Source organism: Sphingosinicella sp. (assembly GCF_052388015.1).
In the GTDB taxonomy this organism is placed as follows: domain Bacteria; phylum Pseudomonadota; class Alphaproteobacteria; order Sphingomonadales; family Sphingomonadaceae; genus Allosphingosinicella.
The window spans coordinates 1-26,541 of sequence record NZ_JBQTIN010000094.1; the positions used below are offsets into that span (position 1 = coordinate 1).

Here is a 26,541-nt window from a genome sequence, read left to right on the forward strand (position 1 = left end):
ATGCACCCGCCCGATTTCGCGACTTCCGGCCTTTCCGACGCGCTGGTGATCCTCGGCGCGGCGGGCGTCGTGATCCCGGCCTTCGCCCGTTTCCGGATCAGCCCGGTGATCGGCTTCATCCTGGTCGGCGTGCTTGTCGGACCGGCCGGGCTTGGCGCGATGGCGGCGGAGCAGCCCTGGCTCCGCTACATCACCATCTCCAATCCCGCGGCGATCGGGCCGTTCGCCGAGTTCGGTATCATCCTGCTCCTCTTCTCGATCGGATTGGAGCTAAGCTTCCGCCGGCTATGGGGCATGCGCCGGCTGGTGTTCGGCGTCGGCGCGGCGGAGTTGCTGCTGGCCGCGGTGCTGATTGGAGCGGGCTTGCTGACGCTCGGCAACAGCGTCCCTGCTTCCATCGCGCTGGGCCTCGCGCTGGCCCTGTCCTCGACCGCCCTCGTCCTGCCGCTGGTCGGGACGACCAGCCCGGTCGGGCGCTCGGCGCTGGCGATGTTGCTGTTCGAGGATCTGGCGATCGTGCCGATCATCTTCGCGCTCGGCGCCCTGGCCCCGCAGGCCGGCGCGGGCTGGGGTGATCTCGCCCAAACGGCCGCGCTGGGAGCGGTGGTCGTCGCGGCGATGCTGGTCCTCGGTCGCCTGCTCCTGCCGCGCCTGTTCGCTCAGGCGGCGCGGACCAAGAGCCCGGAATTGTTCCTCGCGGTCAGCCTACTGGTCGTCATCGCCGGAAGCCTGGCCACCCTCGCCGTGGGCCTGTCGCCGATCGTCGGTGCGATCGTCGCCGGCGTCCTGATCGCCGAGACCGACTATCATGACGAGGTCGAGGTGATCACCGCGCCCTTCCGGGGTCTCGCGCTCGGCGTGTTCCTGATCACGGTCGGGATGAGCGTCGATCTGCGCTTCGTGCTCGCCCACTGGCCCGCCTTGCTCGCCGCTTTGGTCGGCGTGCTGGCGGTCAAGGCGCTGGTCACGGGACTCCTGCTGCGGCTGAACGGGGCGCGGCCGGCAGTGGCGGCCGAGACGGGCGTGATCATGGCCTCGCCGTCGGAAACCACCCTGATCGTGCTCGCGGCGGCCGCGGCGGCGGGGCTGATCGGGCGCGAAACCGCCGCCTTCTGGCAGATCGTCACCGCGATCGGCCTCACCGTGACGCCCCTGCTCGCCCGTCTGGGTCAGGTCGCCGCCCGGCGCGTCGATGACGAGACGATGGCCCACAAGCCGGCGGAGGGCGGCGAAGCTCGGACGGTGATCATCGGCTATGGCCGGGTCGGCCGGCTGGTGGCGGAGATGCTGACCGCGCACGGCCGCGCCTATGTCGCGGTCGATTCCGATCCGGACGCGGTCGCCGCGGCGCGCCGGGAAGGCGCGGCGATCATGTTCGGTGACCTCGCCCGGCCGGAGCTGATCGACCGGATCGGCCTCGACCAGGCGAGCGCGCTCGTGCTGACGATGGACGATCCAGTGCTGACCCGCCGCCTCACCCGCCGCGTTCGCGCCGCCTATCCCGATCTCACCATCGTCGCCCGTGCCCGCGACCCGGCTCACGCCGCCGAGCTCTACAAGGCCGGTGCGACCGACGCGGTGCCGGAGACACTGGAAAGCTCGCTGCAGCTTTCCGAGGCAGTGCTGGTCGATCTCGGCCTGGCGATGGGCCCGGTCATCGCCTCGATCCACGAGAAGCGCGCCGAGCTGCGCGCGCAGATCATGGAGATGGGCGAGCTGGAGCAGGAGCCGGCGCAGCTCGGCACCCGGCTGCGAGACGCGGCGCCGCAGGGGTAAACCTGACAACTCCGACAGGTGCGTTCGGTTTTTTCCGGCGCCCCCGCAGCGCACCTTGCGAATCGCGCCTACCGACAGTGAGAAAGAGCAGCCGAAATCATAGTCGACAAACTGCCCTGTAGGAAAATGCGAAGCGCTCAGGCGGTCCCGACCGGCTGAGCTTCCAGCGCGGCGCGCACGGCCGCCAATGCCTCTGTCGCTTTCGAGCCGTCCGGCCCGCCGCCTTGCGCCATGTCGGGCCGGCCGCCACCGCCTTGCCCACCGACCGTCTCGACCGCCTTGCGGACGAGATCGACGGCGCTGATGCTCGCCATCAGATCCTCGGTGACTCCGATCGCGACGGTCGCTCGGCCGTCATTGACCGCAATCAGGGCATAAACGCCCGACCCGATCCGAGCCTTTCCATCGTCGACCAAGCCTCGCAGGGATTTTGGATCGAGGTCTTGCGTCACCTGTCCAAGGAAGTTGATGCCGGCGACCCTTTCGGGGCCGGCCGCTTCAGCCTTGCCGCGGCCGCCGAGCGCCAGCGCCTTCTTCGCATCGGCAAGCTCGCGCTCCAGCCGGCGGCGCTCCTCGACCAAAGCGGCGACCCGCGCCGGCACCTCTTCGGGCGAAGCCTTGAGCGTCGCAGCGGCCTCCCTGAGCCGGTCCTCGCGCCCGAGCAGCCAGCGGCGCGCCGCCTCGCCGGTCAGCGCCTCGATCCGGCGGACGCCCGCCGCGACCGCGCTCTCGCCGGTGATCTTGAGCAATTGGATGTCGCCCAGCGCATTGACATGGGTGCCGCCGCACAGCTCGACCGAATAGACGCCGTCATCCTCCGTTCCCATGGAGAGGACGCGGACCTCGTCGCCATATTTTTCGCCGAACAGGGCCATCGCGCCCGCCTCCAGCGCGGCGTCCATGCTCATCAGCCGGATGCCGACCGGGGCGTTCTCGCGGATCAGCCGGTTCACGTCCGCCTCGACCAGTTCGATCTCCTCGCGCGTCATCGGCTTGGGGTGCGAGAAATCGAAGCGGAAATAGTCCGGCGCGACGAGGCTGCCCTTCTGGGTCACATGGCCGCCGAGCCGCTTGCGCAGCGCCGCGTGCAGCAGGTGAGTGGCGCTGTGATTGGCGCGCACCTTGGTCCGCCGCTCCGCGTCGACATCGAGATGAACGGCATCGCCGATCTTCACTCCACCCTTGCGGATCACCGCATGATGGGCGTGGAGCTTGCCGAGCGGCTTCGTTGTTTCGGTCACTTCGGCGTCGAGACCGTCATCCGAACGGATCGTGCCGGTGTCGCCGATCTGGCCGCCGCTCTCGCCGTAAAAGGGCGTCTGGTTGGTGAGGATGACGACCTCGCCGCCCTCCTTCGCCTCGCCGACCTGCGCGCCGTCCTTGACGATCGCGATCACCACCCCTTCGCCTTCATGGCCGAGATAGCCGGTGAACTCGGTTGCGCCATGCTGCTCGGCGATGTCGAACCAGACATCCTCGCTCGCCTTGGCTCCCGAGCCCTTCCAGGCAATGCGGGCCTTCGCCTTCTGCTCGGCCATCGCCGCGTCGAAGCCGGCCCGATCGACGCCATAGCCCTGGGCCCGCAGCGCATCCTCGGTGAGGTCGTAGGGAAAGCCGAACGTGTCGTAGAGCTTGAACGCCGTTGCACCGGGAAGCGTGTCGCCAGGCTTCGTCGAGCCGGTCGCCTCGTCGAGTAGCCTCAGGCCGTTCGCCAGCGTCTGGCGGAATCGCGTCTCCTCCAGCTTCAGCGTCTCCTCGATCAGCGGCTGGGCGCGGACCAGCTCCTGATAGGCGCCGCCCATCTCGGCGACGAGCGCCGGCACGAGCCGATGCATCAGTGGCTCTTTCGCGCCGAGCAAATGGGCGTGACGCATCGCCCGGCGCATGATCCGCCGCAGCACATAGCCCCTGCCCTCGTTCGACGGCAGAACGCCGTCGGCGATCAGGAAGCCAGAGGAACGGAGGTGATCGGCGATCACCTTGTGACTGACGATATCTTCGGCCGTCTCCGTCAGCTCGGCGGAGACGCCGATCAGCTCGCGGAAGGTGTCGGTCTCGAAGACGCCATGGACGCCCTGTAGCACGGTCGCGATCCGCTCCAGCCCCATGCCGGTGTCAATGCTGGGCTTGGGCAGGTCGCGGACGATCTCATTGTCCTCCTGTTCATATTGCATGAACACGAGGTTCCAGATCTCGACGAACCGGTCGCCGTCCTCATCAAGACTGCCGGGTGGGCCGCCCGGCACCGACGGGCCGTGATCAAAGAATATCTCCGAGCAGGGTCCGCAGGGGCCATTGTCGCCCATCGCCCAGAAATTGTCCTTGGTCGGAATGCGGATGATCCGCTCGTCGGGCAGCCCCGCGATTTTCCTCCAGAGGTTCCAGGCCTCGTCGTCGGTATGATAAACTGTCGCCGTCAGGCGATCGGGCGACAGGCCGAAATCCTTGGTGAGCAGCCGCCATGCGAGATCGATCGCCCGCTCCTTGAAATAGTCGCCGAACGAGAAATTCCCGAGCATCTCGAAGAAGGTGAGATGGCGGGCGGTATAGCCGACATTATCGAGATCGTTATGCTTGCCGCCCGCCCGTACGCATTTCTGCGACGACGCTGCGGTCAAGTAAGGCCGCGTCTCAAGGCCGGTGAAGACGTTCTTGAACGGCACCATGCCGGCATTGACGAACATCAGGGTCGGGTCGTTCTGCGGCACGAGCGGCGCCGAAGGCACGACGCGATGCCCTTCCTCCGCGAAAAATTCGAGAAATCCGCGCCTGATGTCGTTCGTCGATGTCATAGACCGGATGTAAGCGACATGCTGCGCTGCGGCAAGCAAAGGGGCTTGCCTCGCAGCCACCCGCTTGGCCATGCGTTTTGGCAAGCGAAAGGAGAGGATATCATGCTTCGTCGCGCCATCGCCGCCGCCATCGCAATGAGTGCCGTTCCCGCCCTCGCACAGCCGCCGGCCGGGCAGCCTCCGGCGCAGGCCCGGCCCGAGCGCGCGCCGCCGCGCGCCGATCTGCCGGCCAATGTGCGGGTGTTCGAAGTGCCGCGCGGCAGCCGGCCGCATGATGTCGCACCGGGGCCGGACGGGCTGATCTGGTACACGGGGCAGCGGCGCGGCACGCTCGGCATCCTGAATCCCGCCAACGGCCAGGTCCGCGAGGTGCGGCTGGGCGAAGGCTCGGCGCCGCACGGCGTAATCATGGGGCCGGACGGGGCGGCCTGGATCACCGATGGCGGTCTGAACGCGATCGTCCGGGTCGATCCGCGCACCGATGCCGTCCGCACGTGGCCACTGCCGGCCGAATTTCCGGATTCGAACCTGAACACCGCCGCCTTCGATCGCGACGGCGTGATCTGGTTCACCGGTCAGACCGGCGTCTACGGCCGGCTCGATCCACAGACCAACGAGATGCGCGTCTGGCGCGACCCTGAGGGACGCGGACCTTATGGCATCGCGGCGACGCCATCCGGCGACATCTATTATGTCTCGCTCGCAGGCAGCCATCTCGCGCGGATAAACCGGGCAACCGGCGCGGCGACGATCATCGAGCCGCCGACCCCGAACCAGGGCGCCCGCCGGGTCTGGGCGGACAGCCGGGGCAATCTCTGGATATCCGAATGGAATGGCGGCCAGCTCACCCGCTACAACCCGACGACCCGCGAATGGCGGAGTTGGCGACCCGAGGGCGAGGCCCCGCGCGTCTATGCTGTCTATGTCGATGACCGCGACTTCGTCTGGATCACCGACTTCGCCGGCAATGCGACCCTCGCCTTCGATCCGGCGAACGAGCGCTGGACTCGTTATCCAGGCACCGGGCCGAACAGCAATGTGCGGCAAATCCTCGGCCGGCCCGGTCAGATCTTGCTGCCGGAATCGGGCCTCGACCGCATCATGGTGGTGGATACGAGCCGCAGGTGATCGCCGCGCTGCTCGTCGTCGCCATGCTGGCCGTGCAGCCGGCGACCGCACCCGAATCCGAGGGCGCCCGCCTGTTTCGCCGCTGCGTCGCCTGTCACTCGCTCGCACCAGGCCGCAACAGCCCGGCTGGGCCGACCCTCCACAACATTGTCGGCCGCGCGGTCGCGGGCGAGGCTGACTTTCGCTACTCGCCCGCCCTGCAGGCCTTCGCGCGCCGCCAGCCGCATTGGACGGAACAGGCGCTCGATGGCTTCCTCGCCGATCCCCTGGCGGTGATTCCTGGAACCGACATGGGCTTTCAGGGCATCGATGACCCGGGCCAGCGCCAGACGCTGATCCGCTGGCTCGCGCGGCCGGACACGCGGATCGACTGATCGGCACAGGGGCGCGTCGCGTCGCGAGGGGCTTGCGCTTTGCCGCGGAGAGGAGGAAGCTGGACGTTTCCCATGAGGCGCGCGCCCGCGTCTTCTTCGCGGACCGCGCCGGCGGACGAAGGAGACATACATGCCCGGTAGAGCCTCAGGCGCCAGAACGATCGCGCTCATGGGCCCCGGCGGGGCGGGTAAAACCAGCCTCGCCGAGGCCCTTCTTTTTGCGGCCGAGACAATCGGCCGTCAGGGGAGCGTGGCCGACAAGTCGAGCATCGGCGACGCCAGCCCCGAAGCCCGGGCGCGCGGCGGCTCGACCGAGCTCAACCTGATGCACCTCGATTATATGGGCGATCGCTACACGCTGATCGACGCGCCGGGATCGGTCGGCTTCGCCGCCGACGCCGCGCTGGGCGTCGCGGCGGCCGATCTCGCCATCGTCGTCATCGATCCCGATCCCGATCGCGCCTTGCTCGCCGAGCCGACGCTCCGGCAGCTGGAGGCGCTCGGCGTCCCGCACATGATCTTCGTCAACCGGATCGATCAGGCGCGGGGCTCGATCCAGGGCCTGCTGGAGGCGTTGCAGCCGATGAGCGCGTCGCCGCTGATCGCCCGCTGGATCCCGATCCGCGACGGCGAGAAGGTCACCGGCTTCGTCGATATCGCGCTGGAGCGGGCTTATTATTATCAGCCCGGCAAGCCCTCCGAGCAGCGCGATATTCCCGCCGACCTAGCCGACCGCGAGCAGCTCGAGCGCATCCAGATGCTGGAGCAGCTCTCCAACCATGACGACGTGCTGCTCGAACAGTTGCTGATGGACGAGGTGCCGGACCGGCAGACTGTGTTCGACGATCTCGCCAAGGAGACGGGCGCGGGCCAGATCGTGCCGGTGCTGTTCGGCTCGGCCGCCAACGGCCATGGCGTCCGGCGGCTGCTCAAGACATTGCGCCATGAGACGCCGGCTCCGGCATCGACCGCCGAGCGGCTCGGCGCGACCGGTCCGTCCGCTTTCGTCTTCAAGATCAACAATGGCGGCGCGATGGGCCGGCTCGCTTATGCCCGCGTCTTCGGCGGCGCGCTCAAGGAAGGCGCGGAACTGAAGATCGATGGCGACGAGGTCCGGATCGGCACCCTCTTCGCCGTGCAGGGCGAGAAGACCGCGAAGCTTCCCGAAGCCAAAGCCGGCGAGGTCGTCGCGATCGCCAAGCTGGACGAGGTCGTGGCCGGCGGCTGGCTCGGCGCGGGCGGGCCGACCCCGGACGTTCCCCAGCCCTCGCGCAACTATGCGCTCGCCATCGCGACCCGGGACCGAAAGGACGATGTCCGCCTCTCAACCGCGTTGCATAAGCTCACCGAGGAAGACGCCGCCCTTACCTGGGAACAGGATGAGGCGATGCACGAGACGCGCCTGCGCGGCGTCAATGACGAGCATCTCAAGGTCACGCTCGAACGGCTGAAACGGCGCTATGGCGTCGCGGTCGATTCGCGCCCGCCGGCGATCGGCTACAAGGAATCGATCCGCCGCACCGTGACCCAGCGTGGCCGGCACAAGAAGCAGTCCGGCGGCCATGGTCAGTTCGGCGACACGGTGCTGGAGGTGAAGCCGCTGACCCGCGGCGGCGGCATCAAGTTCGGCGACCGGATCACCGGCGGCGTCGTGCCCAAGCAGTGGATTCCGGCGGTCGAGGACGGGGTACGCGACGCGACGGTGAAAGGGCCGCTCGGTTTCCCGGTCGTCGATGTCGAGGTGACCCTGATCGACGGTTCCTATCACAGCGTCGACAGCTCCGAGATCGCCTTCCGCACCGCCGGCCGGATCGGCATGTCCGAGGCCCTCGCCCAGGCGCAGCCGCATCTCCTCGAGCCGGTGATGAAGGTGACAGTGACGGCGCCGAGCAACGCCACATCGCGCGTCACCTCGGCGATCGCCAGCCGGCGCGGCCAGATGCTCGGCATGGACACGCGGCCCGGCTGGTCGCGCTGGGACACGGTCGAGGCTCTGGTGCCCGAGGCGGAGATGCAGGGCTTCGACGCCGAGCTGCGCTCGCTGAGCCAGGGCCTCGCCACCTACGAAGCGGCGTTCGACCATCTCGCCGAGCTCAACGGGACGCTCGCCGACAAGGTCGTGCAGCGCGAGCTGGAGCCGGCCTAGCTCGGATGCGCCTCGGCCGCGGCGGCGTCGCCCGTCGCGGCCGGCGCAGCGACCGCATCCTCCTCGTCCCGCGACACGATCGTCGCGATCGCGAGGTCACCGGTGACGTTGAGCGTCGTGCGGCACATGTCGAGCAGGCGGTCTACGCCGAGAATCAGCCCGATCCCCTCCGCGGGCACTCCGACCGAAGCGAGGATGATCGCGATCACCGGCAGCGACCCCGCCGGCACGCCGGCCGTGCCGATCCCGGCGAGGATGCAAATCAGGAGCACGGTCACCTGAGCCCAAAGGTCGAGATGGATGCCGAAGAACTGAGCGAGGAACAGGACGGTGATACCCTCAAAGATGGCCGTGCCGTTCTGGTTGGCGGTCGCGCCAATCGTCAGCACGAAGCGCGAAACCCGCGGCGGCAGCTTCAACTTCTCCTCGGCGACACGCAGCGAGGTCGGCAGAGTGGCGTTGGACGAAGCGGTCGAGAAGGCCACCACCATCGCTTCCTGCACGTCGCGGAAGAACTGGAGCGGCGACTTGCCGCCCAGGAATTTTAGCGCGAGCGGATAGCTTACGAACATGTGGACGCCGAGCACGAGCAGAACCACGCCGACATAAGCGGCGAGACGGACCAGCAACTCCCAGCCGAACGTGGCGGCAAGACCGAACATGAAGCAGAAGATGGCGATCGGTGCCATGCGGATGACGATGCCGATCAGCCGCATCGTCACGTCGAGGATACCTTGGATTGCGTCCTGGAGGCGGTTGGCGGCGGGCGTGTTCACCAGCAGCAACCCGATCCCGAACACGAGCGCGAAGAACATCACCGCGAGAATATTGTTGTCTGCCGCCGCATCGACGACGTTGGACGGGATGATCGCGACCAAGGTGTCGATGATCCCCTGCTGCTCGCGCGCGGTGGCCACAATCTGGCTGGCCCGCTCACCGCCTTGGGCGATAAGCGCCTCGGCCCGGCCGCGCTCGACTCCGGCCCCCGGCTGAAGGATATTAGCGGCGGCCAGCGCGAGCAGCACGGCTATCGACGACAACAGCACAGTGTAGCCCAGCGTCTTCAGGCCGACGCGCTTTAGCGAGCGCACGTCGCCCATTTCGGCGATGCCGACGACGAGCGCGGAAAAAATCAACGGAATGACCAGCATGAAGAGCAGGTTGAGGAAGATTCGGCCGATCGGGCCGGTGACGTTCGAGGTCACCCACGCCACCCACGGCGCGTTCGCCTGAGTCGAATGGACGATGAGCCCAAAGACAAGGCCGACAAGAAAACCGACCAGCATCTTCATCTGCAGCGACATGCCGCGTCGTTCGGTCTCGGCCATCCTGTCCCCCATGAACTGAGTGCCCGCATCGGGGCGGCTGGCCGGAGAAAAGTCAACCGTCATTCGACGTTGCGCACAACGGTGGGCGCTGCCAGCGTGGCGATGGAGGTGGTGGATGCTCGAAATCGCCGGGATCGAATTGCTGCCGCAATGGCCGGTCTTCCTCGCCTTCGTGGCGGCGGGCCTAGCGCTGAACCTGGTGCCCGGCGCGGACATGACCTTCATCATCGCCAACGCCGCGCGCGGCGGGCGGCGCGACGGGATCATCGCTTCGCTCGGCGTCGGCGCCGGCGCACTGGTCCATATCTTCGCCGCCGTGGTCGGCCTGTCGGCGATTCTCGCTTCGTCGCAGGCGGCGTTCAATGCGCTGAAATGGATCGGCGCGGCTTATCTATTGTGGATCGCTTTCTCTCTGATCCGCGATCGAGGCAGCAACGAGGGACCGGCACGCCCGGCCGTCACCGGCTGGCGGCTTTTCCGCGCTGCGGCACTGGTCAACCTGCTCAACCCCAAGGTGGCGCTCTTCTTCCTCGCCTTCCTGCCGCAATTCGTGTCGCCGCATGCCGCCGCCCCGGCGCTGCAGATCCTCTGCCTCGGCCTGTGGTTCGATCTGGCCGGCACGGTCGTCAATATCGTCATCGCGATCGTCGCCGCCGAGACGGCGGGGCGCTTGCGTCATGTCGAATGGCTCGGGCGCGCCGCGCGCTGGTTCGCGGCCACCCTGATGGGCGCGCTTGCCGTCCAGCTCGCGCTCAGCGCCCGGCGTCAGGCGTAAGCGTAGGGGCCGCCGCGCTTCAGCGCCTCGGCATAAGCCGGACGGGCGTGGATGCGCTCCAGCCAATCCGTGAGATGCGGGCGCGAGGCGTCCAGCCCCGCGCGTTGCCGCGCCGCCTCGAGCGGGAAGCTCATCATGATGTCGGCGGCGGTGAATTCCTCGCCGGCGAACCAGGGCCGCCCGGCCAGCTCGCTCTCCAGCCAGTCGAGATGGCGCGCGAACATCGCCAGCAGCGGCTTCTTCGCCGGCTTCCCCAACAGGCCGAGCCGATTGACGACCAGCAGCGCCAGCAAGGGCGGCATCATCGACCCCTCGGCATAATGGAGAAAGTGGCGGTAGCGCAGGATCGCCTCGCGATTGGCCGGCGGTCCCAGGCGCCCCTCCCCCTTCTCGACCAGATATTCGACGATCGCGCCGGTTTCGGCGACGATCTGCGCCCCATCCTCGATCACCGGCGACTTGCCGAGCGGATGAACGCGGGCGAGCTCCAGCGGCGCGAGCATCGTCTTCTTGTCGCGCGCGTAGCGGACGACCTCATAATCCAGGCCCAGCTCCTCGAGCAGCCAGAGCACGCGCTGGGAGCGGGAGTTTTCGAGATGGTGAACCTTGATCACAGGGTTTCCTTCGCGGCGAGGGCGGCAAGCTCCTTGACGAGCTTGGCCGCGAGCGTGGCGGTAACGCCGTTGACATCGCGCCCCGGGTGCAGCTCGACGATGTCGGCGCCGACGATCGGGCCGCGCACGCGATGCAGCACCTGGAGCACCTCGCGTGACGACAGGCCGCCCGGCTCATGATGCGCGACGCCGGGCGCGAAGGCGGGGTCGAAGCCGTCGAGATCGATGCTGATGTAGAGCGGCGCTTCCGGGATCGGCACGCGCTCCGGCGCGAAATCGCGCATCTCGATCACCTCGACCCCGAACCGCTCGGCCTGGGCGCGGCAATGGGCGTTCATCGTCCTTATGCCGAACTGGACGAGGCGGCGGGCATGGCCGGCCTCCATGATCCGCGCGAAGGGCGATGCATGGCTGAGCGGGTCGCCGTCGAAATCGGCGTAGAGATCGGGATGGGCGTCAACATGGAGGATGTTCAGCGGGCCGTGGACGACGGCGAGCGCCGCGACGATCGGCCCGGTCACCATATGATCACCACCCAGCGAAATCGGCATGGCGCCGTCCCGCGCCGCCGCCGTGACGGCTTCGCCGATTCGGGCGGGATCGTCCGCGTCCTCCTGGAGCGGCAGATCGCCGATATCCTCGACAAGGATGTCCTTGCGCAGCTCCAGGCCGCACTCCGCAGTCATGTTCGAATGATCGGAGCCGAGCGCGGCGCGGATCGCCGCCGGCCCTTCCGCCGCCCCGCGCAGGAACGAGCTGTGGCTGTCGGTGGGCAGCCCGATCAGGCGGACGCGCATGACACGATCCAGACGGCGGCGGGAAAGGCGACGCGATTGCCTGCGCGATGCGTCGCGGCGACCGTCTCGACCATCGCCAGCGCCTCGACGCGGCGCGGCTCGTCGAGGTCGCGCAGCAAGGCGGCGAAGGGGCCGATCCGGCTGAAATAAGCGAGCGTCTCGGCGACGGGGTCCGCGCCTTCTCCGGTGACGAAGTCGCAATCGAACGGCGCGATCCGCGGTGGCGTGAAGCCGGCCTCGACCAGAATCGCACCAACCTTGTCCGGATCGGCGAAGGCGAACGGCCCCTGCCGCGGCGGCGGCGCGGCGGCCAGCTCCGGCGCGAAGCGCAGCATCACCGGCACCAGCCCGGCTGCCCAGGGATTCTCGGCGAGCGCGCGAAAGCAGGAGAAGACGAACGGCGCGCCGGGCGCCGCGAGGCCGTGCAGATGGGCGAAGGCGGCGACCGGATCGTCGAAGAACATCACGCCGTGCCGGGACATCAATGCATCGAAGCGACGGCCATCTGCGGGCGCCCAGCACGACGCGTCGCCAACCTCGAACGTCGCGCGCCGATCGGCGCGGCCGCGAGCCGCGGCGACCAAAGCCTCCGACAGATCGAGGCCGGTCACGCGCGCGTCGGGCCGGACGTCGGCCAGCGCGAGACTGGTCGCGCCCGCGCCGCAGCCGATGTCGAGCACGACCGGTGCGGGCGGAAGCAGCGGCAACAGCGTATCGAGCAGCGCCTGCTGGACGGGCGCGAGCGACCGATCGGTTCGCCGCCATTCCTCGGCCCAGGCCTCGCCGACCCGGCCGCGCCACTCGGAAGCATCGGTCATCGCATCGCCCTAGCCCGCCGCCGCCGAGATTGGAACTTGCCCGCCGCACCCGCGTCCGGCAGAGCGGCCGCCCTTCCAGCAGGTCAAGATGGTGACGCGACCGACCGAGACCCGTTTGCCCGGCCGTACGGAATTCGTCGTGCTGATGGCGGCTTTGATGGCGTCGAACGCGCTGGCGATCGACGTCATGCTGCCGGCATTGCCGGCGATCGGCGACGCGCTGCGGGTCGCCGAGCCGAACGACAGGCAGTTGGTGATCACCTTCTACCTGCTCGGCTTCGGCGCGGCGCAGCTTTTCTACGGGCCGTTCGCCGACCGGTTCGGGCGCAAGAAGCTGCTGATCGGGGCGATGCTGGCTTACGCCCTGTTCGGCGCGCTCGCCGGGCTGGCGGCGAGCTTCACCCTGATGCTGGCCGCGCGCTTCCTCCAGGGCATGGCGGCGGCGGGGACGCGGGTCCTCATCGTGGCGGTGGTGCGGGACCGTTATGAGGGCGCGGCGATGGCGCAGATCATGTCGCTGGTGATGATCATCTTCATGATCGTCCCGGTGCTCGCGCCGAGCCTCGGCCAACTGATCCTCGCTTTCGCCGGCTGGCGGCAATTGTTCATCCTGCTTGGCGTCTATGGGCTGGTGCTCGCGGTCTGGGGCGGCCTCAGGATGCCGGAGACGCTGCACGCCGAAGACCGGATGACCTTGTCGGCGGGCGCGATCGGCGGGGCGGCCTTGGAAACGCTGACCAACCGGGCCTCGATCGGCAACACGCTCGCCTCGACCCTGGCCTTCGGCGGCCTGTTCGCCTTCATCGGCTCGGTGCAGCAGATCGTCGCCGACGTGTTCGGCGAGCCCCGCCTGATCGGCATCGCTTTCGCATGCATCGCCGGGCCGATGGCGGCGAGCTCGTACCTCAATTCGCGGCTGGTGATGGGACTCGGCGCGCGCCGGTTGCTGCTGCTCGCCTTGCTGGCGCTGACCGGCATGGCGCTCCTGCATCTCGTCGTCGCTTTGACCTGGGGCGAGACGATCTGGACTTTCATCGTCCTGCAGGCGCTGACCATGGCCTGTTTCGGGCTGGTCGGCGCCAATGCCGGGTCGCTGGCGATGGCGCCGGTCGGCCATATCGCCGGCACCGCCTCCTCGCTGCAGGGGCTGGTGACGACGATCGGCGGCGCCCTGATCGGGATGGCGGTCGGCCAGGCGTTCGACGGCACGACGTTGCCGCTGATCGCGGGGTTCGTCGCCTGCGGCGCGCTGGCGACGTTGGCCGCGCTTTGGGCCAATCCACGGCTGATCGAGACGCTGGAAACGGAGCCGGCGCGCCCGGCCTGAGCCGCGCCGACCCGTCACATCCTGACAACTGCGACAGCCCCTAGAGGTCGTCCTCCGCTTCCGGGCCGGCCATCATCGCCTCGGCGACCTGCTCGGTATGGCCGCGGATGGCGCGCTCGAGCTTCGCGGCGACCTCGGGATTGTCCTTGAGATAGGCCTTGGCGTTCTCGCGGCCCTGGCCGATGCGGATCGAATCGTAGCTGAACCAGGCGCCGGACTTCTCGACCAGGCCGGCCTTGACGCCGAGATCGAGCACCTCGCCGAGCTTGGAGACGCCCTCGCCATACATGATGTCGAACTCGACCTGCTTGAACGGCGGCGCCAGCTTGTTCTTGACCACCTTCACCCGGGTCGAATTGCCGACGATCTCGTCGCGATCCTTGATCTGGCCGGTGCGGCGGATGTCGAGCCGGACGCTGGCGTAGAACTTGAGCGCGTTGCCGCCGGTGGTCGTCTCCGGATTGCCGTACATGACGCCGATCTTCATCCGGAGCTGGTTGATGAAGATGACGAGGCACTTCGATTTGGAGATCGAGCCGGTGAGCTTGCGCAGCGACTGGCTCATCAGCCGGGCCTGAAGGCCGACATGGCTGTCGCCCATCTCGCCCTCGATCTCGGCCCGCGGCACCAGAGCGGCGACCGAATCGATGACGAGAATATCGACCGCGTTGGAGCGGACGAGCGTGTCGGTGATCTCCAGCGCCTGCTCGCCGGTGTCGGGCTGCGAGACGATGAGATTGTCGACGTCGACGCCCAGCTTGCGGGCGTAGATGGGGTCGAGCGCATGCTCGGCGTCGATAAACGCCGCGACGCCGCCGGCCTTCTGCGCTTCGGCGACCGCGTGCAGCGCCAGCGTCGTCTTGCCCGAGCTTTCCGGCCCGTAGACCTCGACCACCCGCCCGCGCGGCAGGCCGCCGATGCCCAAAGCGATGTCGAGCCCGAGGCTGCCGGTCGAGATCGTCTCGATCTCGATCGCCTCGCGCGAGCCCAGCCGCATCGCGCTCCCCTTGCCGAAGGCGCGGTCGATCTGGGCCAAAGCGGCGTCGAGCGCCCGCTGCTTGTCAGAGTCCATGTTGGTCCTGTCGGAAACGACGTGAAGCGAGGCCGTCATTGGCTTGTCTCCCCTTAGTCGGTGAGCGTCGGAGGTCAACGCGTGCGACAGGATGTATCCTATTTGTTCTCACGGAACAAGAGGGCAACAGAAGAAATATTAGCGCGCCGCCTCCACCCGCTCCATCGCCGCCCGCATCGTCGGGACGAAACGGGGACTGAAGGCGATATCGTTATGATGCGCCTCGCTGATCGTCACATCGAACACCAGCCGTGGCAGGGCACGGCGCAGCGCCGCGGTCCGCTCCGGCGGCACGACCTCATCGGCGCCCGCCGCGACGATGGCGACCGGTGTCCGGCTGGCGGCGAGCAGCTCGGCGGAGCGGATGTCGTGGCGGAGCAGCCAGGACACCGGCAGCCACGGATAATGCTGCGCCGCCGTCGCGGCGAGCGAGTCGAACGGGGTCACCAGAATGAGGCCGGCAAGCTCGCGTTGTGCCGCAAGGGATGCGGCGACGCCGCTGCCGAGGCTGACCCCCACCGCGACGACCCGGCCGGGGCGGAAGCGCCGCATGACGAAATCGTGGACCAGCGGCGCGTCCTCGGCCAGCGCGCGCGCCGCCGTGACGCCGGTGCTCGGCGCATAGCCGCGGTAGCAGAAGGCGACCACGTCGCGCTCGGGCCAGATGTCGTGCAGCTGCTCGGCCACGCCCTGCGCGTTGGAGGCGTTGCCGACGAAGACGAGGGCGAGCGCCGCGCCCTGGCGCGGTGCGCTGGCGGGAATATGGATTCCTTCGAGCCGCACCCCCTCGCCTGCGTCGATGGTCAGGCGCGTCGCGCCGGCCGGCAGCGGGCCGGCAGCGGGCACGATATAATTGGGGAAAAGGACGCGCTCCTGAAAATACCAGAGGCCCGCCAGTATCAGCCCATAAAGCGCGAGCGGGACCAGGATCAGGATGAGCAGCAGGCGTCGTCTCCGGGACATTGGGGTCTGCTTAACACGGGTCCGACGGCAGCATGGACCCCAGCCTCCGATGGGGCGATGAAACGCGGGACCAACACTTCTCGTCATGCCAGCGAAGGCTGGCATCCATACCGCGTCGGTCCCGCACCGCGCTCAAAAGCTCGCTTCGAGCATGTGGTCGAATAGATCCTCCCACTTCGGATTGGCTTCCTCGATTCGGCGAATCTTCCATTGGCGCTTCCATGCCTTCATCGCCTTCTCGCGAGCGATGGCGTCCTCGATCCGCTCGCAATGCTCGCAATATACGAGGCGGGTCAGGCCGTAGCGACTGCAGAAATCCGACCCTTTACCCGCGCGATGTTGGGCGATTCGGAACGGCAAGTCCGCGGTTACTCCGATATAGAGCGTGCCGTGGGGCGCATTCGTCATGATGTAGACCCAGCCGCCTTTCGTCATGCGACGGAGTTTGGCGCGGGGACCGCATGGATGCCAGCCTTCGCTGGCATGACGAGCTGGGTTCAAACTGCAAAGCTGAGGCTTGCCGACTCGGCCCGTGCAAGCGACATAAGTCTGATGAGCGATCTCGACGCCTTCATCGCCGGCCTGCCCAAGGCCGAGCTTCACCTGCACATCGAGGGCAGCCTGGAGCCCGAACTGATGTTCGCGCTGGCGGCGCGGAACAAGGTGGCGATCCCCTTCGCCAGCGTCGCGGACGTGCGGGCGGCCTATGAATTCTCCAATCTGCAGGACTTTCTCGACATCTATTATGCGGGCGCGAACGTGCTGCGCACCGAGGAGGATTTCCGCGACCTCGCCCTCGCCTATTTCGATCGCTCCGCGGCGGACGGCGTCGTCCATGCCGAGATCTTCTTCGATCCGCAGACGCATACCGACCGTAGTATCCCTTTCGCGGTGGTCGCGGACGGGCTGCTCGCCGGCATGGCCGAGGCCGAGGCGAAACATGGCCTGACCTCGAAACTGATCCTCTGCTTCCTCAGGCATCTCGACGAGGACGCCGCGTTCGCGACGCTCGACATGGCCGAGCCCTGGCTCGACCGTATCGAGGGCGTCGGCCTCGATTCCTCCGAGCTTGGCCACCCGCCGGAGAAGTTCGCCCGGGTGTTCGCGGCGGCGGGTTCGCTGGGCCTGAAGCGCGTCACCCATGCCGGCGAGGAAGGGCCGCCCGATTATGTGCGGCAGGCGCTCGATGTGCTGAAGATCGACCGGCTCGACCATGGCAATCGCAGCCTCGAAGACCCGGAGCTCACCCGGCGGCTGGTGGCGGAAGGGATGACGCTCACCGTCTGCCCGCTCTCCAACGTGAAGCTCCGCAACGTCGCCTCGATCGACGCGCATCCGATCGACCGGATGCTCGACCTCGGCATGAAGGCGACGGTCAATTCGGACGATCCGGCCTATTTCGGCGGCTATGTGGGTGACAATTACCGGGCGGTGGCGGATGCGCGCGGGCTGGACAAGGCGGCGCTGGCGGCGCTGGCGCGCAACAGCTTCACCGGCTCCTTCCTGCCGGAAGCCGACATCGCCCGCCATGTCGCGGCGGTCGACGCCTATGCGGCCGCGCATCACTTTACTTCCCCTCTCCCCTTGGGGGAGAGGGCAGGGTGAGGGGGGTTCGGTCTCGGCGGCTACCCGCGGACTCAGAACCCCCTCGCCCCAACCCTCTCCCCCACGGGGAGAGGGGGTTTTGGCACGATCCAATCCCCTCTATGGGCTCCTGATGCCCATCTTCACGCCGATCAGCCATGAGCAGTTCGTCGCCGATGTGCGGGCGCTCGCGGAACAGCTTTCGGCCGATCACTGGACGCCGGATTTCCTGATCGGCATCGGCCGCGGCGGGCTGGTGCCGGCGGTCTATCTCAGCCACGCGCTCGGCCTCCCCACCCTTTCGGTCGATCACAGCGCGCAGGTCCACGATTTCGCCGGCGCGGCGCTGGAGCGACTGGCGGCGCGGACGCGCGAGGGCGAGCGGCTGCTGGTCGTCGACGACATCAACGACAGCGGCGCGACGATCGCGAAGCTGCGCGCGATGCTGGCCGAGGCGGATGCGGCGTCGGAGCAGATCCGCTTCGCCACTTTGCTCGACAATGTCCGCTCGATCAGCCGCGTCGACTATCGCGCGCGGACACTCGACCGGGCGGTCACGAAGGACTGGTTCGTGTTTCCGTGGGAAGCGGTGGCACCGGAGCAGGCGCTGGAGGCCGACGCGGCGGCTGTGCCGGAGCGGATTGCCTGAATGTTCACCTTCCAGCCGCGCTGGAAGGAGGAGCTGGTCGTCACCGGACCGAACGGTTCATTCCTGCTCGAGCTGCCGATGGGCATCCTGACCGTCTATCTGCCGACCGAAGAGGCGTGGCGGCGACGGGCGCCCGCATGGGCTCGCGACCTCTGGCCCGTGCTCCACGCCGAACTTCGCGAATGGTGCAAGGAAGCCCATGCGCAGCTGAAGATAAAGGACGACGCCTGGATCGAGCCGATTGTCGATCAGGCGTAGCGATCACCCCCCACAAGCCTGCGCCAGCGCCGGCTCGATCGCGTCGATCGTGTAGGGCTTGGCGAGGACGGGGGCGGCGGCGTGATGCGCGGGCGGGGCCTCGACATGGCCGCCGGTGGCGAGGACGAAGGGGGTGCCGGTCTCGACGAGACGATCGGCGACCGGCCAGGCCTGCTTGCCGTCCTTGAGCTGCACGTCGACGATCGCGACATCGAAGCCGCCGCGCCCGACATGATCGAGCGCCGCCTCGACGCTGTCGACCGAGCCGACGACGGTGTGCCCGAGCGATTCCAGGAAATCCTCGAGCATCATCGCGATCAGCGGCTCGTCCTCGACGATCAGGATCGAACAGCCCGGCTCCATGCCCGCCGCTTAGCGTTTGTTGCGGAAAGGAAAAGAGATTTTCGTGGGGACACCGGTGGCGAGTGGGTTCAGCCCTCTCCCCTTGTGGGAGAGGGATACGAAGCCTTAGTGAGCGAAGCGAACTTAGGCGGAGTTGGGTGAGGGGTAGCGCTCGCGTAGCGAGCGCGCACGACTGCGTCGCGCACCCCCACCCCCTGCCCCTCCCCACAAGGGGGAGGGGTTAAGGTTGGGGCGCTCCCGGTCGCTACTTCTCCAGCACTTCGCGCACGGTCTCGGCGAGCTGCTGCACGGAGAAGGGCTTGGCGAGGAAGGCGACGTTGGGGAGGTCGATCGACTTGCGGAGCTGCTCCTCCGCATAGCCGGAGATGAACAGGATCGGCAGATCCGGATGGGTGCGTCGGGCGGCGCGGGCGGTGGTCGGGCCGTCCATCGTCGGCATCACCACATCGGAGATCAGCAGGTCGACCTTGCCCTCGCGAGCCAGCATCTCCAGCCCCGCTTCGCCATTTTCGGCGCTCAGCACCGTGTAACCGTGGCGGGTCAGCGCCCGCTCGGCGACGGCGCGGACCATCGCCTCGTCCTCGACCAGCAGCACCGTCTCATTGCCCCACAATTCGCCCGCTTTCTCCTTGCGCCGCGTCTTCGCCGCCGCCTCGCCGGGCGCGGCGCGGTGGACCGGGAAATAGAGGGTGAACGTCGTGCCTTTCCGCACCTTGCTCTCGGCGAAGATGAAGCCGCCCGATTGCTTGACGATGCCGTAGACGGTGGAGAGGCCGAGCCCGGTCCCCTTCCCCACCTCCTTGGTGGTGAAGAAGGGCTCGAAAATCTTGCCGATGATATGAGGCGGGATGCCGGCGCCGGTGTCGGTCACCTTCATCGCGGTGTACTCCGCGATCGGGAGCACGTCGGTGCCCATCCTGCGCACGTCCTCCGCGGAGACGGCATAGGTCTGGAGGGTGAGCGTGCCGCCCTCCTCCTTGCCGAGCATCGCGTCGCGGGCGTTGACGCCGAGATTGACGATCACCTGCTCGAGCTGGCCGGGGTCGGCGCGGATCGGGCCGAGGCCGCGGCCATGCTTCACGTCGAGCTTGATCCGCTCGCCGATCAGCCGGGTGAGCAAATGCGAGACCTCGGCGACGACGTCGGGGAGCTGGAGGACGCGCGGGCGGAGCGTCTGCTGGCGCGAGAAAGCGAGCAATTGCCGGGTGAGGTTGGCGGCGCGGTTCGAGTTGGAGCGGATCTGCTGGATGTCGTCATAGTCGCTGTCGCCCGGCGTATGGCGCATCAGCATGAGATCGCAGGTGCCGAGGATCGCGGTCAGGATATTGTTGAAATCGTGCGCGACGCCGCCGGCGAGCTGGCCGACCGCCTGCATCTTGGTCGCCTGGGCGATTTCGCGCTTGAGGCGGGCTTCCTCGCTATTGTCCTTGAGGCTGAGCAGGACGGCGGCCGGGCCCAGCCCGCGCGCGCCGGCGACGGTGAGCGCGACCGGCTCCTCCGGGTTGAGCTTCATCCGGACGGCGAGATCGCCGGACAGCGCCCGGCCACGGCCGAAGCGGCGGACGGCGTCGGACACCGCCGCCTTGTCCTCGTCGACGACAAGATCGCCCGGCCAGATCGCCGTCTCCTTGGCGCCGAGGCCGGCGGCCTTGCGGAAGGCGGCGTTGAGGTGGACGAAGCGCCCGTCCGTGTCGGCGAGCGCGAGGCCGAGCGGGAGCGTGTCGAGCAGCGCCTGGACGTGCGCGATCCCTTCCTCGCCAACCCGCGCGCCGGGCATGTCGTCGAGCATCAGGAAGAAGCTCGGGCTGTCCGGGGCCTCGCCGGTCGGGATCTGGACGATGCGGAGCGGCGGGCCTGTCTTGCCCTCGGCGGCGAAGCGGAACGCGCCGTCCTCGCTCTGCCACAGGAAATCGACCAGATTGGCGCCCTCGACCGGCTCGCTTTCGCCCGCGGCGCGCTGGGCCAGGCCGGCGGTGGCGGCGTGGAGCCGGCCGTCGCCGTCGGTCAGCGCGAGCATGATCCCGGCCTCGTCGAGCCGCCGCCCCGTCTCGCCCGCGAGCAGCCGCTGCCCCTCGGCGACCGGATCGACTTCGGTCGCGCGCGTCAGCCGCCAGAGCAGCCGCCCGTCGCTCCCCACGACCCGCGCCTCGCCACGCCAGAGATCGCCGGAAACCAACAGCTCGAACGCCGCCGCGCCGTCCCGCCGGGCGGCGATCGCGGCGGTTGCGGTGATGTCATTGACCGCGGCGGGCGGCGCTGTGCCGCAGAGCCGGGCCCAGGCGGCGTTGGCCGACAGCAGCCGGCCGTCGGCCTCGGAAACGGCGAGCGCCTCGCTTTCTCCGGCGGCGTCGAGCGCGGCGCGGATCAGGCCGACGTCCACGCCGGCCGTCATCGGCGCCTCGACCGGTGCGGCGCGGCCGAAGCGATCGAGGACCAGCGCCAGCCCGCCGGCGCCGACCAGGCCGGCGGCGAAGATCGCGGCGAAGGTCCGGTCGCCCACCGCCCAGAGCAGCAAAGCCGTCGACGCCAGCACGGCGAGCAGGAGCAGCGAGAGGTCGCGCCAGCCGCCCCGCCGCGCCGCGCCGTTCACGCCGCCGCCTCCGCCCGCACCGATCGCCGCCGCCATTTGCGCGCGATCCACCAGCGCCAGGCCACCATGGCGATGAAATAGCCGATCACGGCGCTGGCCAAAGCGATGATGAACAGGCCGATCACGAGCGCCGGCGCGGCGTCCGACGCCAGCCAGGCGAACCAGTCGCGGAGCGGCGCCTGCCGCTCGTACATCGCCATGATCGAGCTCGCGTCGGCGTGAAAGCCGAACAGGTTGCCGACCGGGATCGAGGCGAGGATCAGGAAGGGCGTGGTGAGCGGGTTGGTGAGAAAGGTCATCCCGGCCGCGATCGGCACGTTGCCGCGCACCGGCAGGCAGAACAAAGTCGCGCCGATGATCTGGACGCCGGGGATCAGGAAGAAGACGCCGACGAACAGCCCCATCGCCACGCCGCGCGGCACCGAGCGGCGGGTGAAGCGCCAGAACTCGCTGGCGAGGAAGCGGGTGCCGAACGGCTTGATCCAGCGGCTCTCGGCCATCTGGGCGCGGGTCGGCATATTGGCCGCGGCCCAGCGCGCCAGCCAGTCTTTGCGGGGCGGATCGCCGGGCTCAGCCATGCTGCCTCAACAGGCGCCCCTGCTCGCGCTTCCAGTCTTTCTCTTTCTCATAGTCCCGCTTGTCGTGACTCTTGCGGCCGCGCGCCAGCGCCAGCTCCACCTTGGCCCGGCCGCGCGCGTTGAAATAGATGGAAAGCGGGACCAGCGTCATGCCCTGCCGCGCCACCGCGCCGTGCATCTTGGCGATCTGGCGCTGGTGGAGGAGCAGCTTGCGGGGGCGCTTCGGCTCGTGATTGTGGCGGTTGCCGTGGCTGAACTCGGGAATGTTGGCGTTGATCAGCCAGACCTGCTCGTCCTTCACCTCGGCGTAGCTCTCGGCGATCGAGCCCTCGCCGAAGCGCAAGCTCTTCACCTCGGTCCCGGTGAGCGCGATTCCCGCCTCGAACTTGTCCTCGATCGCATAATCGAACCGCGCCCGCCGGTTCTCGGCGACCACCTTGGTCTTGTCGAACTCCTCGGGGCGTGGACGGACCATGGCCGAGCATGTAGGCGGCGGCGGCGACAAGGGGAAGCCGGAGCGACGACCGAATGTTCTGGATTTTTTCCTATGGCACCTTGCGCCAGCCGGAGGTGCAGATCGGCCTCTTCGGCCGGCGGCTGGAGGGCGAGGAGGACACGCTCGGCGGCTATGTGACACGGCTCCAGCGGGTGACCGATTCCGAGGTGATCGCGCTGAGCGGCGCGGCGGAGCATCCGGCGCTGATCGAGACCGGTGATCCGGCCGACCAGGTCGATGGCTGGGCCTTGGCGGTTAATGACGCGGAGCTTGATGCGGCCGACGCCTATGAGGCCGCATCGCGTTACCGCCGGATGCCGGTCCGGCTCAAATCCGGTCGCGACGCCTTCGTCTATGCTCTTGAAAGCTAAATCAGCCCGGCATGCGCCAGCGCGGCATCAACCGCGGCGCGGCTCGCTTCGCTGGGAGGGGTCATGGGCAGGCGCAGCTCTGACGCGAAATCGGGGCGGACGCGGCCGAGGGCGTATTTGACGGGGCCGGGCGAGGCGTCGCTGAACAAGGCGGCGTGGAGCGGGTAGAGCTTGTCCTGGAGCTTTAATGCTTCGGGCCAGTCGCCTGATTTCATGGCATTCTGGAAATCGGCGCAGAGGCGCGGGGCGACATTCGCGGTGACCGAGATGCAGCCCGTGCCGCCCATCGCGTTGAAACCCAGAGCCATGTCGTCATTGCCGGAGAGCTGGACGAAATCCGCGCCGCAGGCGGCGCGCTGGGCGGAGACGCGGGCGAGGTTGCCGGTCGCGTCCTTGACCGCGACCACGTTGGCGATCTTCGAAAGGCGCCCCATCGTCTCGACCGCGATGTCGGTCACCGTCCGCGCCGGCACGTTGTAGAGGACGATCGGCAGGTCCACCGCCTCCGCGATCGCGGCGATATGGGCGGTGATGCCCTCCTGATTCGGGCGGTTGTAATAAGGCGGGACGTGAAGCGCCGCGTCGGCGCCCGCCGCCTTGGCGGCGCGGGTCAGCTCGATCGCGTGCGCCGTATTGTTCGAGCCGCAGCCGGCGATCACCTTCACCCGGCCCGCCGCCGCCTCGACCGCCAGCGCGATGCAGCGGCGGTGTTCTTCGCTCGTCAGCGTCGCCGATTCGCCGGTCGTGCCGCAGGGCACCAAGGCGGTGCTGCCCTCGCTCACCTGCCAGGCGCAGAAATCGCGATAGGCGCGCGCGTCCAACGCTTCGTCGCGGAAAATCGTCACCAGAGCCGGGATCGAGCCGCTGAACATCCCTGTCTCCTTCCCGCCCCGGCCCAAGGCCCTAAACCCTGTCGTCGGGCGGGCCGGTCGTTCACGGCCTGATAAGGAGGGGGGCGTCATTCTGTCCAGCATGGTCAAGGCTGCGGGTTCGTTTGCGTTCATCGGAATCACCGCCACCGCGCTCGCCCAGTCCTCGCCACAGCCGCCGCCCGCGCCCGGCTCGCTCGGGCTTCGCGCCGGCGTCGCGGTGGTCGGCCAATATGGCGCCAGCCAGAGCGCTTACTCTCCGATCGCCTCGGCGGTCGCGCGCTGGTCGGCGCTGCGCCAGTCGGACAGCCTGCCCTTCTCATCCTATTCCTCATTCCTGCTCAGCTATCGCGGCTGGCCGGGCGAGGCGGCGATGCGGCGCTCGGCCGAGGCGCGGCTCTCGGTCGAGGCGGTGAGCCCCCGCGACGTGGTCCGCTATTTCGAGGAGTTGCCGCCGCTCACGGCGGGCGGCCATGCCCAGCTTGCGCTGGCTTTGCTCGCCAGCGGACGGCGCGACCGGGCGCTGGAAGCGGCGCGCGAGGCGTGGCGCGCCGGGGTCATGCCGCAGGCCGACGAAGCGCGCCTGCTCGGCGCGTTCGCCGGCGGCTTCACGGCGCAGGAGCATGACCAGCGGCTCGATGTCCTGCTGTCGAGCGGCGACCGGATCAGCGCGGCGCGGATGATGGCCTATGCCTCGCCGGCGCGGCGGCCGGTGCTCGAGGCGCGGCTCGCGATGCAGAACCGCTCCGCCGACGCCGCCTCGCGCCTCTACGGCCTCGGCAATACGGGCGCGCAGGACGCCGGCCTGCTGATCGACCGGGCCAACTGGATGCGCGCCAATGGCGATGCCTATGGCGCGCGCAACCTGCTCGCTTCGCCCCGCCGGCTGACGAGCCACCCGGCCAATCCCGAGCGCTTCATGGAGGCCGTGATCGCGCAAGCCCGGGCGGCGGCCAACGACCGGCAATGGACCCTGGCCTGGCAGATCGCGAGCCAGGTCGACGACATCTTCCCGGCCGGCACCGACGTCTCCACCCGCTCCTATGGCGAGCGCGACGAATATACCAACCTCACCTGGCTCGCCGGCCAGGCGGCCTTGAGCCTTGGCCGCGCCGCCGACGCGGCGGCGATGTTCGACCGTTACGGGCGCGGCGCGCAGAGTTCGCAGACCCGCGCCAAGGGCTTTTACTGGGCGGCGCGCGCGCTGCCGCGCGACGAGCGCGCCACGCGCTGGCTCGAACAGGCGGCGACGAGCCCGGACCAGTTTTACGGCCAGCTCGCGCTCGAGCGGCTCGGCCGCGTTCCCCAGCCGCCGCCGCAGGTGACGCCGCCGAGCGCGAGCGAGCGCACCGCCTTCGCCGGCCGCCCGCTCGCCGAGGCGACCCGCTATCTCGGCATGGTCGGCCGGCGCGCCGACCAGACCCTGTTCGTGCGCGCCCTCGCCCAAAGCCTGCGCACCGAGCGCGAGCGGATCGCGGCGGCCGAGTTCGGGCGGATGATCGGCCGGCTCGACACCGGCGTCTGGGTGGCGCGCGAGGCGCGGGCGATGGGCGACACCTTCTATGCCCGCCCCGCTTTCCCCGAGGTCTCGATCCCCCCCGCCTACCGCCAGAACTGGGCGCAGGCGCATGGCATCATGCGGCAGGAAAGCTCGTTCGACCGCGGCGCGGTGAGCTCTGCGGGCGCGCGCGGCATGATGCAGCTCATGCCAGCCACCGCGGCGATCGAGGCGCGGCGGGTCGGCCTGCCCTACAATCTCGGCCGGCTGACCGAGGATCCGGACTACAATATCCATCTCGGCAGCGCGCACCTGACGATGCTGATGGACCGGTTCGGCGGCAATCTCATCCTGGTCTCGGTCGCCTACAATGCCGGCGCCGGGAGGGTGCCGCAGTGGATCGCCCGCAACGGCGATCCCCGGATGGGCGGCGGCGACATGCTGCGCTGGATCGAGGACATCCCCTTCTCCGAGACGCGCAATTATGTGCAGCGCGTCGTCGAGAATGCCTTCGTCTACGACCTCATGAACCCCGGCGGCAGCCGATCGCAGGGCCGCGTGTCCTATTTCCTCGGCCGCGGCGCGATCCGCTGAGCGAGCGGCCGAATTTCATCACGCCGGCGGGCTTTCGCGCCTTGCGGGAGGAATATGAGGCTTTGTTCGCCGGCGAGCGGCCGAAGCTGTTGGAGACGATCGCCTGGGCTGCGGCGAACGGCGACCGCTCGGAAAATGCCGACTACCAATATGGCCGGCGACGGCTGCGCGAGATCGACCGGCGGATCAACTTCCTCGCCCGGCGGATGAAGGCGGCGAAGGTGACCGATCCCGCCGCCCAGCCGGACAAGGACCGGGTCTGGTTCGGCGCGACGGTGACGCTGGCCGACGTGGACGACAATGAGCGGGTCGTCACCCTGGTCGGCGAGGACGAGGCGGACGCCGGAGCCGGCCGGATCAGCTTCGAATCCCCCCTCGCCCGCGCGATCCGCGGCGCCGCGGTCGGCGATACGCGCACGGTCCGCCTCCCCGCCGGGGCGAAGGATTATGAGGTGATGGCGATCGCCTATCCGGGCTTGAGCCGTCGGCTCAGTTGAAGCAGCGCACCCGCGTTACCCAATCGGCCATACCACGCCGCTCGATATTCAGCGCCACCCCGTTGCCGAACTGCAAGGTGCGGCAATGATGAACCGCCATCTGACTGCAATTGGCGCCGCAGAGAATGTTCACCGCCGCCACGACTTCCTGCCGGCCACCGCCGGGCGGGCCGCCGGGCCGCAGCGCTGATCCGCGATCGATCTCGCGCTCCAGCCGTTCTACCATGCGCTCGAGCCGGTCGAGCCGGCGCAGAACCTCATCGTGGAACTGCGCGTCATTTGGC

At 68.5% G+C, this 26,541-nt stretch carries 26 protein-coding genes; 12 read left to right on the forward strand and 14 right to left on the reverse strand.

Features of this window, described 5'->3' with window-relative positions:
- On the forward strand, positions 1 to 1,776 hold the full coding sequence (locus tag ACT4N3_RS07650; protein WP_444854622.1) for a cation:proton antiporter domain-containing protein: 1,776 nt from the start codon (positions 1 to 3) through the stop codon (positions 1,774 to 1,776).
- Between the two features lie 137 nt (positions 1,777 to 1,913).
- Here ACT4N3_RS07650 and alaS read toward each other — a convergent pair whose 3' ends face one another.
- Positions 1,914 to 4,568 carry an alanine--tRNA ligase gene (gene alaS / locus ACT4N3_RS07655; RefSeq protein WP_444854623.1) on the reverse strand — a complete coding sequence of 885 codons (2,655 nt, stop codon included), beginning with the start codon at positions 4,566 to 4,568 and terminating at the stop codon, positions 1,914 to 1,916.
- A gap of 102 nt (positions 4,569 to 4,670) precedes the next feature.
- On the opposite strand from alaS, the gene ACT4N3_RS07660 reads away from it, so the two are divergent.
- The 3 genes from ACT4N3_RS07660 to ACT4N3_RS07670 all read left to right on the forward strand — a co-directional run bounded on the left by ACT4N3_RS07660 (position 4,671) and on the right by ACT4N3_RS07670 (position 8,216).
- Positions 4,671 to 5,696: a virginiamycin B lyase family protein gene (locus ACT4N3_RS07660; protein WP_444854624.1), complete on the forward strand. Its 1,026-nt coding sequence runs from the start codon at positions 4,671 to 4,673 to the stop codon at positions 5,694 to 5,696.
- Positions 5,693 to 6,070, forward strand: coding sequence for a c-type cytochrome (locus ACT4N3_RS07665; protein ID WP_444854625.1), 378 nt, complete (start codon positions 5,693 to 5,695; stop codon positions 6,068 to 6,070). Before ACT4N3_RS07660 ends, ACT4N3_RS07665 begins: the two co-directional genes overlap by 4 nt.
- Before the next feature lie 130 nt (positions 6,071 to 6,200).
- Complete coding sequence (locus ACT4N3_RS07670) at positions 6,201 to 8,216, forward strand: elongation factor G (protein ID WP_444854626.1); 2,016 nt, start codon at positions 6,201 to 6,203, stop codon at positions 8,214 to 8,216.
- Here the strand turns inward: ACT4N3_RS07670 and ACT4N3_RS07675 are convergent.
- Entirely contained in the window at positions 8,213 to 9,544 is a 1,332-nt protein-coding gene (locus ACT4N3_RS07675; protein WP_444854627.1) for a dicarboxylate/amino acid:cation symporter, read from the reverse strand. The genes ACT4N3_RS07670 and ACT4N3_RS07675 overlap by 4 nt on opposite strands.
- A gap of 115 nt (positions 9,545 to 9,659) precedes the next feature.
- Between ACT4N3_RS07675 and ACT4N3_RS07680 the strand changes: the two genes are divergently transcribed.
- Positions 9,660 to 10,319: a LysE family translocator gene (locus ACT4N3_RS07680; protein ID WP_444854628.1), complete on the forward strand. Its 660-nt coding sequence runs from the start codon at positions 9,660 to 9,662 to the stop codon at positions 10,317 to 10,319.
- Here the strand turns inward: ACT4N3_RS07680 and ACT4N3_RS07685 are convergent.
- The 3 genes from ACT4N3_RS07685 to ACT4N3_RS07695 are packed head-to-tail and all read right to left on the reverse strand — an operon-like array spanning position 10,310 to position 12,548.
- The gene (locus ACT4N3_RS07685) at positions 10,310 to 10,933 is read right to left on the reverse strand and encodes a glutathione S-transferase family protein (protein ID WP_444854629.1); all 624 of its coding nucleotides are present in this window, start codon (positions 10,931 to 10,933) and stop codon (positions 10,310 to 10,312) included. The genes ACT4N3_RS07680 and ACT4N3_RS07685 overlap by 10 nt on opposite strands.
- The gene (gene speB / locus ACT4N3_RS07690) at positions 10,930 to 11,730 is read right to left on the reverse strand and encodes an agmatinase (RefSeq protein WP_444854630.1); all 801 of its coding nucleotides are present in this window, start codon (positions 11,728 to 11,730) and stop codon (positions 10,930 to 10,932) included. The genes ACT4N3_RS07685 and speB overlap by 4 nt, the downstream gene beginning before the upstream one ends.
- Positions 11,715 to 12,548: a class I SAM-dependent methyltransferase gene (locus tag ACT4N3_RS07695; protein WP_444854631.1), complete on the reverse strand. Its 834-nt coding sequence runs from the start codon at positions 12,546 to 12,548 to the stop codon at positions 11,715 to 11,717. The genes speB and ACT4N3_RS07695 overlap by 16 nt, the downstream gene beginning before the upstream one ends.
- Before the next feature lie 88 nt (positions 12,549 to 12,636).
- Here ACT4N3_RS07695 and ACT4N3_RS07700 point away from each other — a divergent pair, with 88 nt between their 5' ends.
- Complete coding sequence (locus tag ACT4N3_RS07700) at positions 12,637 to 13,875, forward strand: multidrug effflux MFS transporter (protein ID WP_444854632.1); 1,239 nt, start codon at positions 12,637 to 12,639, stop codon at positions 13,873 to 13,875.
- A gap of 40 nt (positions 13,876 to 13,915) precedes the next feature.
- On the opposite strand, the gene recA is transcribed toward ACT4N3_RS07700, so the two are convergent.
- From recA to ACT4N3_RS07715, 3 genes are all read right to left on the reverse strand, one after another.
- Positions 13,916 to 14,986, reverse strand: a complete 1,071-nt coding sequence (recA, locus tag ACT4N3_RS07705; protein WP_444854633.1) for a recombinase RecA — start codon at positions 14,984 to 14,986, stop codon at positions 13,916 to 13,918.
- Between the two features lie 99 nt (positions 14,987 to 15,085).
- Positions 15,086 to 15,910: an alpha/beta hydrolase gene (locus ACT4N3_RS07710; RefSeq protein ID WP_444854634.1), complete on the reverse strand. Its 825-nt coding sequence runs from the start codon at positions 15,908 to 15,910 to the stop codon at positions 15,086 to 15,088.
- A gap of 132 nt (positions 15,911 to 16,042) precedes the next feature.
- Positions 16,043 to 16,345: a GIY-YIG nuclease family protein gene (locus tag ACT4N3_RS07715; protein WP_444854635.1), complete on the reverse strand. Its 303-nt coding sequence runs from the start codon at positions 16,343 to 16,345 to the stop codon at positions 16,043 to 16,045.
- A gap of 117 nt (positions 16,346 to 16,462) precedes the next feature.
- On the opposite strand from ACT4N3_RS07715, the gene ACT4N3_RS07720 reads away from it, so the two are divergent.
- The 3 genes from ACT4N3_RS07720 (at position 16,463) to ACT4N3_RS07730 (ending at position 18,401) form a co-directional block, all read left to right on the forward strand.
- Positions 16,463 to 17,515, forward strand: a complete 1,053-nt coding sequence (locus ACT4N3_RS07720; RefSeq protein ID WP_444854636.1) for an adenosine deaminase — start codon at positions 16,463 to 16,465, stop codon at positions 17,513 to 17,515.
- Positions 17,516 to 17,627: 112 nt separating this feature from the next.
- Positions 17,628 to 18,143: a phosphoribosyltransferase gene (locus ACT4N3_RS07725; protein WP_444854637.1), complete on the forward strand. Its 516-nt coding sequence runs from the start codon at positions 17,628 to 17,630 to the stop codon at positions 18,141 to 18,143.
- Positions 18,144 to 18,401 carry a hypothetical protein gene (locus ACT4N3_RS07730; RefSeq protein WP_444854638.1) on the forward strand — a complete coding sequence of 86 codons (258 nt, stop codon included), beginning with the start codon at positions 18,144 to 18,146 and terminating at the stop codon, positions 18,399 to 18,401. It begins immediately after the preceding gene.
- 3 nt (positions 18,402 to 18,404) lie between these two features.
- Here the strand turns inward: ACT4N3_RS07730 and ACT4N3_RS07735 are convergent, their stop codons facing one another.
- The 4 genes from ACT4N3_RS07735 to smpB form a co-directional block, all read right to left on the reverse strand.
- Positions 18,405 to 18,764: a response regulator gene (locus ACT4N3_RS07735; protein ID WP_444854639.1), complete on the reverse strand. Its 360-nt coding sequence runs from the start codon at positions 18,762 to 18,764 to the stop codon at positions 18,405 to 18,407.
- Between the two features lie 244 nt (positions 18,765 to 19,008).
- The gene (locus tag ACT4N3_RS07740) at positions 19,009 to 21,390 is read right to left on the reverse strand and encodes a response regulator (RefSeq protein WP_444854640.1); all 2,382 of its coding nucleotides are present in this window, start codon (positions 21,388 to 21,390) and stop codon (positions 19,009 to 19,011) included.
- Entirely contained in the window at positions 21,351 to 21,932 is a 582-nt protein-coding gene (locus tag ACT4N3_RS07745; RefSeq protein WP_444854641.1) for a DUF2062 domain-containing protein, read from the reverse strand. The genes ACT4N3_RS07740 and ACT4N3_RS07745 overlap by 40 nt, the downstream gene beginning before the upstream one ends.
- Positions 21,925 to 22,407: an SsrA-binding protein SmpB gene (gene smpB, locus ACT4N3_RS07750; RefSeq protein WP_444854642.1), complete on the reverse strand. Its 483-nt coding sequence runs from the start codon at positions 22,405 to 22,407 to the stop codon at positions 21,925 to 21,927. Before smpB ends, ACT4N3_RS07745 begins: the two co-directional genes overlap by 8 nt.
- 53 nt (positions 22,408 to 22,460) lie before the next feature.
- Here smpB and ACT4N3_RS07755 point away from each other — a divergent pair, with 53 nt between their 5' ends.
- Complete coding sequence (locus ACT4N3_RS07755; RefSeq protein WP_444854643.1) at positions 22,461 to 22,799, forward strand: gamma-glutamylcyclotransferase family protein; 339 nt, start codon at positions 22,461 to 22,463, stop codon at positions 22,797 to 22,799.
- Here ACT4N3_RS07755 and dapA read toward each other — a convergent pair.
- Complete coding sequence (gene dapA / locus ACT4N3_RS07760) at positions 22,796 to 23,671, reverse strand: 4-hydroxy-tetrahydrodipicolinate synthase (protein ID WP_444854644.1); 876 nt, start codon at positions 23,669 to 23,671, stop codon at positions 22,796 to 22,798. The two genes, ACT4N3_RS07755 and dapA, sit on opposite strands and share 4 nt — an antisense overlap.
- A 100-nt stretch (positions 23,672 to 23,771) precedes the next feature.
- Here dapA and ACT4N3_RS07765 point away from each other — a divergent pair, with 100 nt between their 5' ends.
- Together ACT4N3_RS07765 and greB are read left to right on the forward strand one after the other, a co-directional pair.
- Positions 23,772 to 25,760 (forward strand): lytic transglycosylase domain-containing protein, encoded by a 1,989-nt coding sequence (locus ACT4N3_RS07765; protein ID WP_444854645.1) that lies wholly within the window; start codon positions 23,772 to 23,774, stop codon positions 25,758 to 25,760.
- Positions 25,757 to 26,257 carry a transcription elongation factor GreB gene (greB, locus tag ACT4N3_RS07770; RefSeq protein WP_444854647.1) on the forward strand — a complete coding sequence of 167 codons (501 nt, stop codon included), beginning with the start codon at positions 25,757 to 25,759 and terminating at the stop codon, positions 26,255 to 26,257. Before ACT4N3_RS07765 ends, greB begins: the two co-directional genes overlap by 4 nt.
- Here the strand turns inward: greB and ACT4N3_RS07775 are convergent.
- A partial coding sequence (locus ACT4N3_RS07775; RefSeq protein ID WP_444854646.1) for a hypothetical protein occupies positions 26,250 to 26,541 on the reverse strand: 292 nt, incomplete at its 5' end. The two genes, greB and ACT4N3_RS07775, sit on opposite strands and share 8 nt — an antisense overlap.

What these genes read in the sequence shown, in the direction of transcription:
- alaS (WP_444854623.1), bottom strand. Translation starts at nt 4,568, where the DNA reads ATGACATCGACGAACGACATCAGGCGCGGATTTCTCGAATTTTTCGCG.
- ACT4N3_RS07755 (WP_444854643.1), top strand. Translation starts at nt 22,461, where the DNA reads ATGTTCTGGATTTTTTCCTATGGCACCTTGCGCCAGCCGGAGGTGCAG.
- ACT4N3_RS07675 (WP_444854627.1), bottom strand. Translation starts at nt 9,544, where the DNA reads ATGGCCGAGACCGAACGACGCGGCATGTCGCTGCAGATGAAGATGCTG.
- dapA (WP_444854644.1), bottom strand. Translation starts at nt 23,671, where the DNA reads ATGTTCAGCGGCTCGATCCCGGCTCTGGTGACGATTTTCCGCGACGAA.
- ACT4N3_RS07700 (WP_444854632.1), top strand. Translation starts at nt 12,637, where the DNA reads ATGGTGACGCGACCGACCGAGACCCGTTTGCCCGGCCGTACGGAATTC.
- ACT4N3_RS07680 (WP_444854628.1), top strand. Translation starts at nt 9,660, where the DNA reads ATGCTCGAAATCGCCGGGATCGAATTGCTGCCGCAATGGCCGGTCTTC.
- ACT4N3_RS07650 (WP_444854622.1), top strand. Translation starts at nt 1, where the DNA reads ATGCACCCGCCCGATTTCGCGACTTCCGGCCTTTCCGACGCGCTGGTG.
- ACT4N3_RS07715 (WP_444854635.1), bottom strand. Translation starts at nt 16,345, where the DNA reads ATGACGAAAGGCGGCTGGGTCTACATCATGACGAATGCGCCCCACGGC.
- ACT4N3_RS07720 (WP_444854636.1), top strand. Translation starts at nt 16,463, where the DNA reads ATGAGCGATCTCGACGCCTTCATCGCCGGCCTGCCCAAGGCCGAGCTT.
- ACT4N3_RS07730 (WP_444854638.1), top strand. Translation starts at nt 18,144, where the DNA reads ATGTTCACCTTCCAGCCGCGCTGGAAGGAGGAGCTGGTCGTCACCGGA.
- speB (WP_444854630.1), bottom strand. Translation starts at nt 11,730, where the DNA reads ATGCGCGTCCGCCTGATCGGGCTGCCCACCGACAGCCACAGCTCGTTC.
- ACT4N3_RS07695 (WP_444854631.1), bottom strand. Translation starts at nt 12,548, where the DNA reads ATGACCGATGCTTCCGAGTGGCGCGGCCGGGTCGGCGAGGCCTGGGCC.
- smpB (WP_444854642.1), bottom strand. Translation starts at nt 22,407, where the DNA reads ATGGTCCGTCCACGCCCCGAGGAGTTCGACAAGACCAAGGTGGTCGCC.
- ACT4N3_RS07660 (WP_444854624.1), top strand. Translation starts at nt 4,671, where the DNA reads ATGCTTCGTCGCGCCATCGCCGCCGCCATCGCAATGAGTGCCGTTCCC.
- ACT4N3_RS07740 (WP_444854640.1), bottom strand. Translation starts at nt 21,390, where the DNA reads ATGGCGGCGGCGATCGGTGCGGGCGGAGGCGGCGGCGTGAACGGCGCG.
- ACT4N3_RS07670 (WP_444854626.1), top strand. Translation starts at nt 6,201, where the DNA reads ATGCCCGGTAGAGCCTCAGGCGCCAGAACGATCGCGCTCATGGGCCCC.
- ACT4N3_RS07710 (WP_444854634.1), bottom strand. Translation starts at nt 15,910, where the DNA reads ATGTCCCGGAGACGACGCCTGCTGCTCATCCTGATCCTGGTCCCGCTC.
- ACT4N3_RS07725 (WP_444854637.1), top strand. Translation starts at nt 17,628, where the DNA reads ATGCCCATCTTCACGCCGATCAGCCATGAGCAGTTCGTCGCCGATGTG.
- recA (WP_444854633.1), bottom strand. Translation starts at nt 14,986, where the DNA reads ATGACGGCCTCGCTTCACGTCGTTTCCGACAGGACCAACATGGACTCT.
- ACT4N3_RS07765 (WP_444854645.1), top strand. Translation starts at nt 23,772, where the DNA reads ATGGTCAAGGCTGCGGGTTCGTTTGCGTTCATCGGAATCACCGCCACC.
- ACT4N3_RS07745 (WP_444854641.1), bottom strand. Translation starts at nt 21,932, where the DNA reads ATGGCTGAGCCCGGCGATCCGCCCCGCAAAGACTGGCTGGCGCGCTGG.
- ACT4N3_RS07735 (WP_444854639.1), bottom strand. Translation starts at nt 18,764, where the DNA reads ATGGAGCCGGGCTGTTCGATCCTGATCGTCGAGGACGAGCCGCTGATC.